Origin of the sequence: Microcoleus sp. ARI1-B5 (assembly GCF_036705795.1) — a bacterium.
Taxonomy (GTDB): Bacteria; Cyanobacteriota; Cyanobacteriia; order Cyanobacteriales; family Microcoleaceae; genus Microcoleus.
The window spans coordinates 1-15,350 of the sequence record NZ_JAUBVK010000021.1 but is presented as its reverse complement, the minus strand read 5'-3'; the positions used below and the strand labels follow the sequence as shown (position 1 = coordinate 15,350).

Annotated in this window: 13 protein-coding genes and 1 pseudogene; 6 read left to right on the top strand and 8 right to left on the bottom strand. The window is 45.4% G+C overall.

Annotation, left to right across the window (positions count from 1 at the left end; genetic code table 11):
* Positions 1 to 745: 745 nt before the first annotated feature.
* Positions 746 to 1,168, bottom strand: a pseudogene (locus QUB63_RS24655) (homoserine kinase); the annotation flags it as partial.
* A 672-nt stretch (positions 1,169 to 1,840) separates the two neighbouring features.
* Here QUB63_RS24655 and QUB63_RS24650 point away from each other — a divergent pair.
* Both QUB63_RS24650 and QUB63_RS24645 read left to right on the top strand, forming a co-directional pair.
* Positions 1,841 to 4,351 (top strand): ankyrin repeat domain-containing protein, encoded by a 2,511-nt coding sequence (locus tag QUB63_RS24650; RefSeq protein WP_332947960.1) that lies wholly within the window; start codon positions 1,841 to 1,843, stop codon positions 4,349 to 4,351.
* Between the two features lie 29 nt (positions 4,352 to 4,380).
* Positions 4,381 to 5,757: a serine/threonine protein kinase gene (locus QUB63_RS24645; RefSeq protein ID WP_332947959.1), complete on the top strand. Its 1,377-nt coding sequence runs from the start codon at positions 4,381 to 4,383 to the stop codon at positions 5,755 to 5,757.
* Here QUB63_RS24645 and thrB read toward each other — a convergent pair whose 3' ends face one another.
* The 5 genes from thrB to QUB63_RS24620 all read right to left on the bottom strand — a co-directional run bounded on the left by thrB (position 5,758) and on the right by QUB63_RS24620 (position 9,902).
* A complete protein-coding gene (gene thrB / locus QUB63_RS24640; RefSeq protein ID WP_332947958.1) occupies positions 5,758 to 6,768 on the bottom strand; it encodes a homoserine kinase in 1,011 nt (336 codons plus the stop codon).
* Positions 6,769 to 6,855: 87 nt separating this feature from the next.
* On the bottom strand, positions 6,856 to 7,425 hold the full coding sequence (locus tag QUB63_RS24635) for a Uma2 family endonuclease (protein WP_332947957.1): 570 nt from the start codon (positions 7,423 to 7,425) through the stop codon (positions 6,856 to 6,858).
* A 52-nt stretch (positions 7,426 to 7,477) separates the two neighbouring features.
* Complete coding sequence (locus tag QUB63_RS24630) at positions 7,478 to 7,954, bottom strand: tetratricopeptide repeat protein (RefSeq protein ID WP_332947956.1); 477 nt, start codon at positions 7,952 to 7,954, stop codon at positions 7,478 to 7,480.
* A 4-nt stretch (positions 7,955 to 7,958) separates the two neighbouring features.
* Positions 7,959 to 8,525 (bottom strand): Uma2 family endonuclease, encoded by a 567-nt coding sequence (locus tag QUB63_RS24625; protein WP_332947955.1) that lies wholly within the window; start codon positions 8,523 to 8,525, stop codon positions 7,959 to 7,961.
* A gap of 141 nt (positions 8,526 to 8,666) precedes the next feature.
* Positions 8,667 to 9,902, bottom strand: a complete 1,236-nt coding sequence (locus tag QUB63_RS24620) for a vWA domain-containing protein (RefSeq protein ID WP_332947954.1) — start codon at positions 9,900 to 9,902, stop codon at positions 8,667 to 8,669.
* A gap of 72 nt (positions 9,903 to 9,974) precedes the next feature.
* Between QUB63_RS24620 and QUB63_RS24615 the strand changes: the two genes are divergently transcribed.
* The 4 genes from QUB63_RS24615 to QUB63_RS24600 all read left to right on the top strand — a co-directional run bounded on the left by QUB63_RS24615 (position 9,975) and on the right by QUB63_RS24600 (position 13,595).
* Positions 9,975 to 10,634: an ATP-dependent Clp protease proteolytic subunit gene (locus QUB63_RS24615; RefSeq protein WP_332947953.1), complete on the top strand. Its 660-nt coding sequence runs from the start codon at positions 9,975 to 9,977 to the stop codon at positions 10,632 to 10,634.
* 202 nt (positions 10,635 to 10,836) lie between these two features.
* Entirely contained in the window at positions 10,837 to 11,430 is a 594-nt protein-coding gene (locus tag QUB63_RS24610; protein ID WP_332947952.1) for an ATP-dependent Clp protease proteolytic subunit, read from the top strand.
* Positions 11,431 to 11,723: 293 nt separating this feature from the next.
* Entirely contained in the window at positions 11,724 to 12,935 is a 1,212-nt protein-coding gene (locus QUB63_RS24605; protein WP_332947951.1) for an RNA-guided endonuclease InsQ/TnpB family protein, read from the top strand.
* Positions 12,936 to 12,968: 33 nt separating this feature from the next.
* Complete coding sequence (locus QUB63_RS24600; RefSeq protein WP_332947949.1) at positions 12,969 to 13,595, top strand: J domain-containing protein; 627 nt, start codon at positions 12,969 to 12,971, stop codon at positions 13,593 to 13,595.
* Positions 13,596 to 13,684: 89 nt separating this feature from the next.
* Here the strand turns inward: QUB63_RS24600 and QUB63_RS24595 are convergent, their stop codons facing one another.
* Together QUB63_RS24595 and QUB63_RS24590 are read right to left on the bottom strand one after the other, a co-directional pair.
* Positions 13,685 to 14,602 carry a serine/threonine-protein kinase gene (locus tag QUB63_RS24595; RefSeq protein WP_332947948.1) on the bottom strand — a complete coding sequence of 306 codons (918 nt, stop codon included), beginning with the start codon at positions 14,600 to 14,602 and terminating at the stop codon, positions 13,685 to 13,687.
* A 537-nt stretch (positions 14,603 to 15,139) separates the two neighbouring features.
* Positions 15,140 to 15,350: hypothetical protein (locus tag QUB63_RS24590; protein WP_332947947.1), on the bottom strand; the 211-nt coding region annotated here is incomplete at its 5' end.

Sequence of the window (15,350 nt, the reverse complement as noted above, 5' to 3'; positions counted from 1 at the left end):
CCAACACCGTGAGGTTATTCAAACCCAAAACTGAAACTTCATTAGTCAAATTTGGCAGCAAATTTGACTGAGGAAGTGTTTATGTTATGCCTTGAGATACCCATCCTCTTAACTGTCCACAGGGCTGGGAGCAACCTTGACAGGGTTAGTTGTTGCAGGCAGCCGCAACAACTATATTATCTGTCCCACTAACAGTCTAATCGGAAAAGTCGGGTTTGAAAGTCGGAAAAGTCGGATTCTAAAGTCGGAAAAGTCGGGTTCTTCGGAATTGTCTTGACAAAATCCCAAATGGGTTCTATGGGCTTAACCCGGAGAAAGATAAGTTTGGATAGGTTTTACGAAGCAGAATAATGGTGCTTAACCACATTCCGCACGCGCGAGCGTGTCACACAGCATAATTACCTAAAACAATCGATTTTAAAAGTTATAAATTAGGCATTTAAAATTTTTAATATCCGTTAATATACGGTATAAAACTCTAATTTATAGCTTAATTGGTCGATAAAAATAAGTAAAAACCGATGGTGACAGTTGAGGGTGCCGAATGTGGGCTTAACCAGGGATATGTATTGCTGATTTGTTCTAGCATGAGGATTTATACTTAGGCGGCACGCGATCGCATTGTATTGAGCTACTTGAAGTTTTCTTAATGCCTTTGACAAAAAAAACAAAAAAAGTGTGACTGGTCGATCGCCCTGTCACACATCACAAATTATGTATTTTGTCAAGCTAAAAGTAGGACTAATTAACTAAAAATTATCGCTCCTTCGGTATCGATCGCGATCGCCCGTACATCAGCCTTCACCCCAAATTCCATCCAACCAGCCGCCATTTCCCTGACAACCGCATCAGCATTAGTAGCATCCGTTAAAGCCAAAATCGTCGGCCCCGCACCGCTAATCACCGTACCGCAAGCGCCAGCAGCCACCGCAGCTTCTTGCACAGCTTCATATCCCCGAATCAGAGATTGGCGGTAAGGCTGGTGAATTTTGTCTTGCATGGCGGCGCGCAGCCAGTTTTCATTGCCAGTTTCCAAAGCCCGCACCAGCAAACCCACGTGGGCGGCATTGAAAATCGCGTCAGCCTTACTGTAATCCTTGGGCAAAACTTTGCGCGCTTCGGCTGTAGAAAGCTCAAAATCGGGAATGGCCACCACCGGCACAATGTCCTCCCTGTCTTGCTGCTCGCTAGTTGGGGATTTTCAGGTGCTTGGCGTTTGCCCCTCGATCGGCTTTTAGGTCGATCGTCCCCTAACTTCTATCTTAGGGAGGGTTTGGGAAAAGGGGGGTCGAACTTTAGGGTAACTTTAGATCCCCGCGCAAAATTGAGGAGTGCGATCGACTGTTGAGCCGGGATTGTATCCAAAATCACTAAATTTTTGATTTACCGCAGAGGACGCAGAGGGCGCAGAGGGAGAAAGTGTTGGCTTCGGGATGTCGGTTTGCTGTATGGCAGAAGGAAGTTCGGCAACGGATTCTGTAACAGATTTAACGGATGGAAGTCAAACGATTTTAGATTTTAGATTTACGATTGACTTAGCCCACCTGGGGCGGGGCTTGAGGATTTTAGATTCGTTATGAGTGCGATCGGTCAAGATTGTATCAGACGAGCAATCGTATTTTAAAGGTGATATGACACTCCCAAATTCTGGGTAAGCTATCCATAGAAATACGGTCATTGAAATTTAAGCAAATATATAGAGTCAGTCATTGACTTTTCGATCGACTTGTTTGAAATTTACTCAAACGCTCGATTTGCATTGCATAATTTTCTCAAAATCTGGGTTGTAAAAACCCAAATAGAAAATGTTTGTTGGTACTCATCAACCCAGGATAACGCTATGGATATTGTTCAACAAATTCCCCATAACTTAGTCAAACACTATCAAATTAAAAAGCTACTCGGAGAAGGCGGTAGTAGCACAACTTATGAAGCCATTGACCTCAAAACACACCAGCGAGTCGCACTCAAAGCTTTGTCTTTACAAAAGATGAATGACTGGAAAGTCCTGGAACTATTTGAACGAGAAGCCAATGTTTTATCAAAATTGAATCATCCGGGAATTCCGCGTTATTTGGATTATTTTTATGTCGATACTCCCGATAACCGTTGTTTTTATATAGTACAAGAACTGGCCGAAGGGCCATCTCTAGCCAGTTTAGTCGAAAATGGCTGGCACGCTAGTGAATCCGAAATTCAACGCATTGCCGCACAAATTTTGGAGATTTTAGTTTATCTCCATTCACAGACACCACCTGTTATCCACCGGGATATTAAACCAGAAAATATTGTTTTCAAATCGCCGATCGATTCCCATCAACAAAAAGACTGGGCAGTCTGCTTAGTAGATTTTGGAGCAGTGCAAAACACTTATTACAATACTTTAATGCGAGGAAGTACCGTAGTTGGAACCTATGGTTATATGGCTCCAGAACAATTTCTCGGACAAGCCGTACCTGCAACAGATTTATATGGTTTAGGAGCGACATTGTTGTATTTACTAACCCACCGTTCCCCCGCCGAATTACCAACAAATATACTAGAGGAAGATTTTCGCTCTCAAATTCAGATTTCAGCAGCATTTGCCGATTGGTTAGAAGAAGCGATCGCGCCAGATTTAGAAAACCGCTTTGAATCGGCAAAAGAAGCGCTTGAATTGCTGCGCAGTCCTCAAATATTTAGCGTTAAATCCAATCCAGCAACGTCATGGAAAAAACGCCTCAAAATAGGAATTGCTGCTATTGCTACTGTTGCTGTTTTCAATCACTTTAAATATCCCATCCTCAACCGGATTGGATTTACACCCCATGCAGTTGTCGAGGCTGCCCGCCAGGGAGATACTAACACTATTAGGCATTATCTGGATCTTGGTATTAGTGCCAATAGCAGGATAGGCAGTCAGAATTTACTACACTTTGCTGGCTCAAAAGAGGTGGCAGAATTGTTAATTGCCAAAGGTGTAGATGTCAACGCTAAGGATACATATGGCTTGACCCCATTACACATGGCTGCTGTGTTCGATCGCATAAAAGTAGCACAGACGCTAATTGCTAAAGGTGCAGATATTAACGCCTGGACAGGAAGTCAATATTTTAATAGAACTCCTCTGTTCTTTGCCCGATCGCCTGAAATGGCCAAGTTGCTGATTGCTAAAGGTGCGGATGTCAATGCCAAAAACAAAAATGGCATGACTCCTCTACATACGGCGCGATCGAAGGCGATCGCACAAATACTACTCTCTGCGGGCGCAAAAATTAACATCAAAGAAGAAAATGCCCGAAATGGCGGTACAACTTTATTACATAACGCAGTCAAAATAGGCTTTAAGGAGTTGGTACAACAGCTAATTAAAGACGGTGCAAATGTGGCGATTCTGGATAGTGAAAAAAGAACTCCACTGCACTATGCAACCACAAAAGAAGTTGCTGCTTTGCTAATGCTGGATATCAACGCTATGGACCAATCTGGAAATACTCCGTTACACCTAGCTGTCGATCGAGGATCTCAAGATATCGCTGAACTGCTAATTGCTAATGGTGCAAGGGTTAACGTTAGAAATGAGAACGGTCAAACTCCATTGTATCGAGCGATCGCGATCGGACACAATGAGATTGCTGCACTGCTAATTAACAACGGTACAGATGTCAATAATATAGATGGATCTGGCACAACTCCACTGCACAAAGCCGCACATTATGGCACTGTAAAAATCTTAAAATTGCTGATTGCTAAAGGTGCAGAAATTAATATCCAGGATAATCAAAGAAAAACTCCACTGGATATCGCCGTAGACCTGAAACTTCAGGATACAGTGGCGCTGCTAATTAGTAAAAACCCAGATGTTAATAGTGAAGACAAAGAAGGCAGAACTTTACTGCATATCGCTGTCGATTTCAAACTTGAGGATGTAGCCAAACAACTCATTGCCAAAGGTGCATTCGTTAATGCCAAAAATAACTTGCTTCAAACTCCCCTGCATCTTGCTGTTGCTCAAGGATCTCAAGATATCGCTGAACTGCTAATTGCTAATGGCGCAAGGGTTAACGCTAGAAATGCGAACGGTCAAACTCCATTGTATCAAGCGATCGCGATCGGACACAATGATATTGCTGCACTGCTAATTAAAAACGGTGCAGATGTTAATAATAGAGATATGTGTAACACAACTCCACTCCACAAAGCCGCACATTATGGCACTGTAGAAATCTTAAAATTACTGATTGCTAAAGGTGCAAAAATTGACGCTACAAACTGCGAGGGCGACACGCCGCTAAAGATAGCAAAAACCAACTGGAACCCCGACCGAGACCCAGCAGCCAAAATACTCAGATCTCGCGGTGCAACCTACTAATTATCCAAAATCAACCCAAGCATAAAAATATGGAAACATTAGAACAATCGGAAAAAATCATTGCTGAAAGATATCGCATTATCGGCAAATTAGGACAGGGTGGAGTTGGGATCACCTATGCTGCTGTAGATTTAAACAGCAATCAAAAAGTTGCACTCAAAGCTTTATCCCTGCGCCTGACAACTGAATGGAAGAAAATCGAGTTATTTGAACGAGAAGCAAAAACTTTATCGGGATTGAATCATCCGGGAATTCCTCGCTACATTGACTACTTTCAAGTTGATACTTCCCAAGATCGTTGTTTTTATATCGCCCAACAACTCGCACCGGGAAAATCTCTCGCACAGTTGATAGAAAATGGCTGGAAACCAAATGAAGCTCAAGTTCGTCATATCGCCTATCAATTGCTAGAAATTCTCGCTTACCTGCAATCGCTGTTACCTGCTGCGATCCACCGAGATATTAAACCTCAAAATATTATTCTGCAAAAAAATGGGCGAGTCTTCCTAGTTGATTTTGGCGCAGTTCAAAATACTTACCATCATACCGTTACTGGAGGCAGTACCGTTGTCGGAACCTACGGTTACATGGCACCAGAACAATTCAGAGGAAAAGCTGTATTGTCAACAGATTTGTATGGATTAGGCACAACGCTGCTTTTCCTGTTAACCCAAAAATTTCCATCTGATTTACCCAGACAAAAGCAGAAGATAAAATTCCGCGAGATCGTCTCTATTTCTACAGAGTTTGCTGACTGGTTAGAGAAGATAATTGAACCCGCAATTGAAGATCGATTTCACTCAGCAAAAGATGCTTTATCAGCGTTGCGAGGGGAACAGCCAAGCGGGATGAATCCAGAAAAAATGTTTAAGCGATCGCCCCAATCCCGAATTACTTTAATTGACACTAAACGGTGGTTATTCATTAAGATATACCCCGCTCGTTTCCCTAGCAAACTCAAATGTTTTTTCCAATTTATTCATCTGAGTTATAAAGTTTTACTTCCCTTATCTTTGATTCTGGGATTTTTTTTTAACCTATGGAACATAGGCTTTCCCTGGTTTAAATACGCTGTAGCCGACTGGCTAAATAAATTATTTGAGCAATTTTTCGTTAGATCAATCCAAGCTGTAATAATATTTACCGTATTTTATGCTTTGATGTGGTTGTGTAGGTTATTGTGTAGGATTGCTTCTCCTCTATTCACCAGACCAATTCAAATCAGTCCTCAAGATATCCAGCGGGTGAAATTGAGCGGAATTCATCTGCCATTGCTCAAAAAATCGATGACTTTTTGCCGGATTCGTGCCAATTCGCGTAACTATTGTTTTGGCTTATTTTTGCCGCAAGCTGAGAAAGAATGGTTGGTAGGGGAATTGAACAATTTTTTAAGTAAACTAACTTAATTAAGTGGAGACTTGCGCGCCTTGAGTATCGATCGCGATCGCCCGTACATCAGCCTTCACCCCAAATTCCATCCAAGCAGCCGCCATTTCCCTCACAACCAGATCAGCATTAGTAACATCCGTTAAAGCTAAAAGCGTTGGCCCAGCACCACTAATAACCATTCCACAAGCCCCTGCATTCAACGCAGCTTCTTGCACAGCTTCATATCCCCGAATCAGAGATTGGCGGTAAGGCTGGTGAATTTTGTCTTGCAGGGCGGCGCGCAGCCAGTTTTCATTGCCAGTTTCCAAAGCCCGCACCAGCAAACCCACGTGGGCGGCATTGAAAATCGCGTCAGCCTTAGTGTAATCGTTGGGCAAAACTTTGCGTGCTTCGGCTGTAGAAAGTTCAAAATCGGGAATGGCCACCACCGGCACGATATTGGAATGCCAGGGAATATCGCAGATTTGCCAAGAAACCCCCCCCTGCCCCCCCTTGTTAAGGGGGGGTGTAAGAGGGGATTCTTCTCTTAGCCCCCCCTTACTAAGGGGGGGTTGGGGGGGTGTATTACTAGCAGCGAGGCGACAACCACCCAATAAAGCGGGGACAACGTTGTCGGGATGTCCTTCAAGTTCGATCGCCAACTGCATCACATCCACCTGACTCAAAGGCTTGCCGGCTAAACAATTCGCAGCGACTAACCCGCCGACAATAGCTGTAGCGGAACTTCCCAAACCCCTCGCCAGCGGTACTTGCATATCTATATGTATCGTCACTGGCGGCGGCGGTTGGCGGAGGTATTGGTATAACTTGACAAAGGCTTGGTAAGCGAGATTGCTGTCGTCTGTCTTGACTTTGGCAGCTTCGGCGCCTGTAACGGTAACTTTCAATTTCTCGGTTGCTGGCGGTTCGATGAGGGAGAATTGGAAGGAGTTGTAGAGGCTTAAAGCGGCGCCGATGCAGTCGAATCCGGGGCCGAGGTTGGCGGTTGTGGCGGGTACGGTGACGGTGACGGTGGAGGTTGCAGGCATTTTTTGAATGGTTAATTTGCAGTGTTCAACCGCTGATGGACGCTGATGAACGCAGATGAATATTTGGTGTTTGTGCGATCGACTATTTTAACCGATTTCTAAAACATCTTCATAAATTGAGGCGATCGGGCATTCAAAATCTGCGCTATCCAAGCGAACTTCGGCGCCAACACCGTAAGGATAAAGTTCCCAACGGCCCTCTGAGTTGCGGCGATAACATTCTACGCCGATGCTTTCTTGATTGATAATTACGTATTCTTGTAAAGTTTCGATGGTGCGGTAGTCGGCAAATTTATTGCCGCGATCGAATGCTGCTGTTGTCGGAGATAAAACTTCTACGATTAAGCGCGGGTAGCGTTTGAAGTATTGAAGGCTTCTATCTCTTTCATCGCAAGTAACCATGATGTCGGGATAGTAAAATACATCTGCCTCTTCAATTCTGGCTTTCATGTTTCCTGCGTAGATGCGGCAACCTCTACCTCTAACGTGACTTGTGAGCAAGTTGACGAGGTTGATGCAAATTGTTTCATGTGCATCGCTTGCTCCCGCCATTGCGTAGATTTCTCCTTGTCGGTATTCGTGTTTTATCGGGCTAATTTTTTCGCCTTCTAAATAGTCTTCCGGGGACACGTAGTTGTAGCTTTTACTTAATGTCATAATGGGAATTTTTTAAAGCTGTGGTGATATTATACCCTATTTTCCCCAAAATTTATAGTAGCAGCCTGTGCAGGTGTTTCATTGCATCTTGATAATCTTCTGTTTTGCCGTCTTTTTGATAAAATTCTGCCGCTTTTTGGTAGTCAGCAATTGCGCCCGGTTTGTCTTCTAAGAAATAGCGGACTTTGGCGCGGTTGTAGTAAGCATCGGCATACTTCGGGTTAATTTCAATGGCGCGATCGAAGTCGGCTTTGGCTGCTGGATAGTCTTTGAGATAGCGGCCGCGAATGATACCGAGTTTGTTGTAGGCTTTGGCGTAGTTGGGGTTGATGGCAATGGCTGCGGTGTAATCTGCGATCGCCCCTTGAATGTCTCCAGCCTCTGACTTGGCTAAAGCGCTGTTGAATAAGTCTTCAGCCGAATTTTGAACTATTAGTATTGGTGAGGGTTGGGTACAAATGCCAGGGTATATGCCGCCCAAAACGCTAACAAATCCCCATAGGGCGATCGCCCTGTAAAAGAGTTTCATAAATCTAAGCAAAAATTTGAGCGACAGAGCAACTAAAACCAGGTAACAAAGGCGAGGTCAATTCATCAGCGCTCAACAGCGTAGCAACTAACCTTAAACTTGCTTGTTCCCTGCGATAAACCTCAATTTGCTGCAACCGCCAATTCGCAATCCAGTATTCCTGTACTCCCCGCACTGAATAAAGTCTGAGTTTCAAATCTCTATCCCGTCTTTCATTGTCTGTACCAGCCGATAATACTTCAACAATTAACTCAGGTGCGGCGGTTAAATGTCCGGATTCGTCTAGCAAGATAGCCAAGCGTTCGTTGCTCGCCCAAACTACATCAGGAATGACGTTATCAGCATCCGTGAAAATAAGACCGGGATTGATGGCAGCTCGTCCTAAACCAGCAGACATCGACCAAGTATCAAGCACAGAGAAAAATCTGCCACAAGTCTGTTGATGACCCCAATGCGGTGCTCTAGTCGCAAATAACTCTCCATCAATAAGTTCGTAACGATCGCCGTTATCGGGCAATAGTTCTAAATCGGCGGTAGTCCAGCGTACTTTATCAGATATTGTCTGGCTCATACAAGCACTCTCGATAGGTGGTACAAACATTATAAACCGGTTCGTAGTAAGGACTTGGGTCCTCTCTGTGACTTTTAGTAAATCAGGACTAAAGTCCTTACTACAAACAATTGTGCCGATCGCAATTAACCGGACATGACATTACTTCAGAACAGTTTTAGAAGCTATGCGGGTTTTCTTGCGATCGGCTTCACTCAATTGTTCACCAGACTGCAAACGAGTAGCAGAAGTTTGCAGAACGGTTGCCGCACTTTTATCGCCCATTTGCAGAGCAGTTTTAGCCGCAGTTTGCAGCATCGTGGCGGCACCGGCGCGATCGCCCTGTTGCAATCTAGTTTCTGCGAGTTGAGTTTGGCGGTACTTAGCCAAAGCTAAAATGTGCTGCTGCACTGTCGGGTTAAGTGCCGGCTGATAAACTTTTAGGACATTAGCGGAAACTGCAACGGGATCGGAAAGTAAACTTGAACCGACAGTCGGATCGTCGTAGCGAATTTGCAATTGCCCGATCGCCTGTGTACCTTCTGGCAACTGTCCAATATAAATATTAGCCAAAACTACTCGCTCTACATCCTTCATTAAATCTCCCAGACGCACCATAAAGCGATCGCCCTCTTGCTGCACCGGTAATTCGATCGTGTCTGGGGCAACTTGGGCGATCGGTTTAAGTTCGGCTAACCGCACTTTTGGCATCAGCGAAAATAGCAAATAAGCATTAGTCAAACCTACACCTTGGATGCGGGTAAACAGCTTGCCAAACTCATCAACCGCATCTTCTGGCCGCTGAATGTGAGCCAGAGCACCGCCGCCGGCATCAGCAATCTTTTCCAAAATATCCTGGTTCCAGTTATCGCCAAATCCCAGAGAATTTAAAGTCATGTTATACTCTGCCGCCAGTTTCGCCAACTTCAAACAGCGGCTGTCGTCGCCGTGTTCGTTTTCGCCGTCTGTCAGCAGAAACGCCTGAGATATAGCTTCTTTTTTGCCTTTGCCCAACTCTTCAATACCTAACTTAATGCCCTCATCAATTGCTGTGCCGCCGGCCGGGCGCAATTGCTCGATTTGCCGTTTGATGCTAGCGGGATCTCCGACAACTTGATTGGGGACGAGGACTTTGGCTTTGTGGTCGAAAGCCACCGCGCAAAAGCGATCCCCTGGCTTCAACCTGTCCAGCAAGCGTCCGGCGGCTTGTTTGACGGTTTCTAAGGGGCGCCCGCCCATCGAGCCGCTGTGGTCGAGAATCAGGCACAGGTTTAAGGGTACGCTGGAGTCGATCGAGCTTGCCGTCGCCGACACTGAAACGGCTAGCTGGCGCTGGGTTGAGGGCGCGGCAGCGTCAAGGTTGGGGTCGTTTAACACCGGGAGCAAACTAACTTTCATGCGGGATACCTAAAGATTGCGTTACTATTTCTTATAAGAATAGCTCCATCAGTTCAGGCAACATTTCGGTTTATGAACACACCAATTAAAGCTGTGCAATCGCAATACTACGGGGATGGCAACTCTCGGACGCCGCCTCCCGATTTGCCATCCCTGTTGCTGAAGGAGCGGATCGTTTATCTGGGTATGCCTCTGGTACCTGCGGTAACAGAACTGATTATCGCTGAACTGTTGTTCTTGCAGTACGAAGACCCGGATAAGCCGATCAAAATCTACATCAACTCGACCGGCACTTCTGGTTACAGCGGCGAACCCGTCGGCTTTGAAACGGAAGCTTTTGCTATCTGCGACACGATCAGGTACATTAAGCCGCCCGTGCAGACTATTTGTCTCGGTTCGGCAATGGGCATGGCTGCGATGCTGTTAGCGGCGGGTACAAAGGGCTTTCGAGCTAGTTTGCCCCACGCTTCGATCGTGTTGCACCAACCCAAGGCTTACACGCGGGGTCAAGCCAGCGACATTCAAATTCGGGCTAAGGAAGTGCTGGCAAATAAGGCGACGATGCTCGATATTTTGGCAAGCTGTACCGGCCAACCGATCGACAAAATTGCTAAAGATATGGATCGGTTGCTGTACATGACGCCCCAGGAAGCTAAAGAATACGGTTTGATCGATCGCGTTCTTGAAAGTTCGGAAGAATTGCCGAAACCGCTGGCGGCGGGAGTTATCTAATTTGGTTATTAGTTATTGGTTATTAGTTATTGGTTATTAGTTATTGGTTATTAGTTATTGGTTGTTGTCACCAAAAACTCCAAACCAAGAAATAACAAGTAACGAATAACAAGTAACAAGTAACAAGTAACAAGTAACTAATAACAAGTAATCAATTCCCAATCCCCGATTACCAATTACCAACTAAACGGAGTTCCGAATTATGCCTATAGGTGTGCCAAAAGTTCCCTACAAAATGCCTGGTGGTTATGATACTCAGTGGATTAATATCTACGATCGCCTCTACCGGGAACGGATTATTTTCTTGGGCAGGGACATTGACGATGAAATTGCCAATCAAATCATCGCTGTGATGCTGTATCTCGATTCGGAAGATTCGGGCAAAGATATTATTTTGTACATCAATTCCCCCGGCGGGATGGTGTCGGCAGGCATGGCTATTTTTGATACCATGCAGCACATTAAATCCGACGTGGTGACGATTTGTGTGGGCTTGGCGGCTTCGATGGGTTCTTTCCTGCTGGCTGCCGGTACCAAGGGGAAACGGTTGGCTTTGCCTCACTCGCGGATCATGATTCACCAGCCTTCTGGGGGCACGCGGGGACAAGCAACGGATATTCAGATTGAGGCGAAGGAGATTCTGCGCCTGCGCCACCAACTCAACGGTATCTATGCTAAAAATACCGGGCAGCCGATCGAGAAAATCGAGAAAGACATGGATCGCGACTATTTCATGTCCGCCGAGGAAGCCAAAGAATACGGCTTGATTGACAGAGTTGTCGAAGATCGTCCGTAACTTATTTTTTCGCTTAAGTAGTGCGGGCAACCCTCGCACTAAAGCCTAGTTCGCAGTTAAATATGGCAGAATCTTTACATTTAAGGATTTTGCCATATTTAACTACACCCCCTTTCATCCCCCACGCTTGGCAGGTACGCGCAAGCGTGGGGGATGAAAGGGGGGCGAGATGACGATTGCCCCGTCAAATAATCTGACTCTTCGATGCTAGACGGCGTGAGGGGACGAGAAAATTCCTTGCCTTTGTTAAGTCATTGTGCTACGATAATTATCACTAACCTAAGTTTATGGTAATGTACCAAGCTCATAAACTCCGAATCTATCCAACAACCGAGCAGCAAATATACTTTGCTAGTGCTTTTGGTTGTTGTAGGTGGTTCTGGAATTACAGCTTAAGTCTATGTCAAGAAACCTACCAAAATACTGGAAAAGGGCTGACTAGGGGTGCCATCCAAGGATTGCTCCCTCATTTAAAAAAGGAATATCCTTGGCTGAAAAATGCCTATTCCCAGTGCCTACAAGTAGTTGCTCTCAACTTATCAACTGCCTATAAAAACTTCTTTGATAAACGGGCTGGTTATCCTAGCTTCAAATCAAAACATGGTAGGCAATCGATTAGTTATCCTCAGAATGTCAAGCTAGGTGATAGTTCAATCAAACTTCCCATTATTGGGGAGGTTCATTGCCGAATTCATCGAATAATTGAAGGGACTATTAAAACAGTTACTATATCTAAAAATACAGATGGCAAATACTATGCTTCTGTGTTGGTTGATGATGGACAAGAGATACCAGAAGGTAGTGCTGAGGGCAAATCTATTGGCTTAGATGTTGGACTGATAGATTTTTGTGTAACTAGCGATGGTAGCAAATATGCCAATCCTAGACATCTCAAAAAACACAGCCGCAATTTGAAGCGAAAACAGCAAAACCTCAGTCGCAAACAAAAAGGTAGTAATCGAAGAAATAAAGCTAGAAGATTGGTGGCTAAAGTTCACTCTAAAATCAAGAGAGTGCGCGAAGATTTCCTGCACAAGCTATCCCGCAAGATAGTCAACAAAAACCAAGTTATCGCAGTAGAAAATCTCAACATCAAGGGTATGGTACGAAATCACTGCCTAGCCAAAGCAATTAGCGATGCTGGGTGGGGAATGTTTGGGACAATGCTCAAGTACAAGGCTGAGCAAGTGGGAAAACTCTATATCGAAATTGACCGTTTTTTCCCGAGTTCTAAAACTTGCAATAATTGTCTCCATAAAGTATCTGAAATGCCTTTGGATGTTCGTCACTGGAATTGCCCTAAATGTGGGAGTTGCAATGATAGAGACATCAATGCAGCGAAAAATATCAGGGATGAAGCCTTGCGGATTTGGGCATTGGGAACCAATGCTTCTGCCAATGGAGGGAATGTAAGTCGTGGTGGCAAGCCTTCGGTCTTGTCGGGCGCAGTTCCCCGTGAAGTTGGAAGCCCCCAGCATATCGGTACTCCGATTGCTGGTGGGTAGTTCACTGGTATTATCAACGCTCATTTATGGTAAATGGATATTGCAGATTATTACCGACAGTTAGGACTGAGATCTGGTGCGAGTTTATCGCAAGTTAAGGCCTCTTATCGAAAGTTAGCCAGACAGTATCACCCCGATGTGAATCCGGGAAACGAACAGGCTAAGAATAAGTTTATTGCTATTACTGAGGCTTATAAGTTCCTGGTGAATATTGCCCCCGCCGATGTTGCGGAGTCGAAAGTTGCCAATTCACCTGTGCCGCCGGCTGCGACACCGCCAGCGGAGGCGGTGAAAGCTCAACCGCAGACAGTTAAGGTGACTCGGAAACAGCAATCGACTCAAGATAGCCCGGATCTGTCGGCGGCGGAAGAAAAGTTAAAGAAAGATGCTTATTTTGAACTGCAACAGTTGCTGAAATATCAAAGGTTCCCGCGGGCGATCGCCCTAATTGAGGGTTTGGCCCAGCGGGTGCCCGAAGATCGGGAGGTGCGCCAGTGGCAGGCGATCGCCTATCAGCGCTGGGGACGGCATTTAATTGGGGAAAAGCAGGTTGACAAGGCGAGAATTTATTTGAAAAAGGCTGTGAAAACTGACCCTCACAATCGGGCTTTGTGGGCGGAAGTTGAGCGGGATTTTCGCAGGTTGGAAGAAATTTATTGATTGGGGAATCGGGAATCGGGAATCGGGAATCGGGAATCGGGAATCGGGAATCGGGAATCGGGAATTGGGCCCAAAAGGATTGGAAATTATTAGTTCGATTCTGTGGAGGTAATCAAAAGGTCTATATTTTTGAGTTTTTCTAAAATGACTTGGGTGTTTTCCGGTCTGTTTTCGGGTAGCGGTTCCATCAATTCGTCGATCGAGTCTACGAATGACTGGTCAACATCTAAAGCCTGGTTCCTCCAGTTAATCTTACCAGTTTGTTGATTGACGGGAAAGTCGATCGGCGGTAAGCCTGTTAATAAGTGTACAAAAGTACGCCCCAAAGCGAAAAAGTCCGATCGCACTTCTGCTTTACCGGCAATTTGTTCGGGCGCGCAGTATCCAGCAGAACCGATGGGTGCGGTATCTGTGTCTGCTTCTGCTGCGCAGCCGAAGTCAATTAATCGCAATTTTCCATCGGCTGCAAGCATCAAGTTGGATGGCTTAATATCCCGATGTACTAGATGATATTTGTGAATGGCCTGCAAAATATGGAGGATTTGTTGCAGCCAATCGACAGCTAGGGTTTGAGAAACCAACTGGTTTTTAGTTAAGAATTCTGCCAAGTTTTCGCCGCTAATTTTTTCCATCACCAAACAAGACAATTTCTGGGAGTTATTGGGGAGTTTGATTTGGAAATAACCATCTGGTTCGACTTGGGGAACTCTTCCCTTTCCTCCTAGCCAAATTAATGCCCGCGCTTCTTGTTGAAACAAACAAAGTAAATCGGGATTGTGGGCGTGTTTCAAGACTTTTAAAACTTTGACTGTTCCCCATTCGTTGTCCCCGGTTCCCAAATCTTCGACTTCCAAGATGTCTGTGGGGCGTGCGGGATTGGGCGATCGCACTGGTTTAAGGATGCGGTAGCGATCGGCAATTAGTAAAGCCGTGCCGCAAGCCTGACAATTTTGAGCAGCAGCAGGATTTTCCCGTTGTTCGCATTGAGGGTTGATGCAGTAAATCATATCATGTCCGGTGGATTGACCACAATAAGATTGGTATGGAGTGCGCCCGAAAGTCCGCAGCCGGAGAGCAGACCCAAGTCCAAACGATCGAACCGTTTTTGTTTGTAGTGCGCCCGAAAGTCCGCAGCCGGAGAGCGGACCCAAGTCCAAACGATCGAAATGACTGATACTTTATTGGTTGAGAGCTTGCTCGGGCATTCTTTTTTGGTAAAGCGTATCGCTTTGATTGATAAATTAGCATAAAACGCAACAGATTTATGCAACCTCTTTATTTCCAATACTTTCAGGGTCTAGCTCCCTTATTTCTATCACTCGTCTAGCAAAACAGTCATTTTTGGGGCGTTTCAGCCCTTGTTGTGACCCATTTACTTACTTCAGTGTCCCCTAGCCGGTACTCGGTTACAAGCGAACTCTTCTATCAATCTTCTAGCTTACCTCTGCATACTCGCAGGCAAAAAAATTCCCGCTACCCCTAGCGGAGCAACGAGACAGCAAAAATAAATTCTTGATTAGAACCTTAGCATTATTTATTTCGGTCTAGCGACACCACACAGTATCTGCACGTGACCCCAGGGGGCGTAAATTCTCGTTACCCTTGTCAATTGCCTCTTTCCACCACAGTTCACCGTACCCGTCCCGCACGGCGGTGTTGTAGGGCATAGTATCGAGCCTGTAAGCGCTGAACCCGCGCTCTATCATATCCTTGCGAGAAAGCACTTGCACCCAGTAATCTGGTTTTGACTCCTGG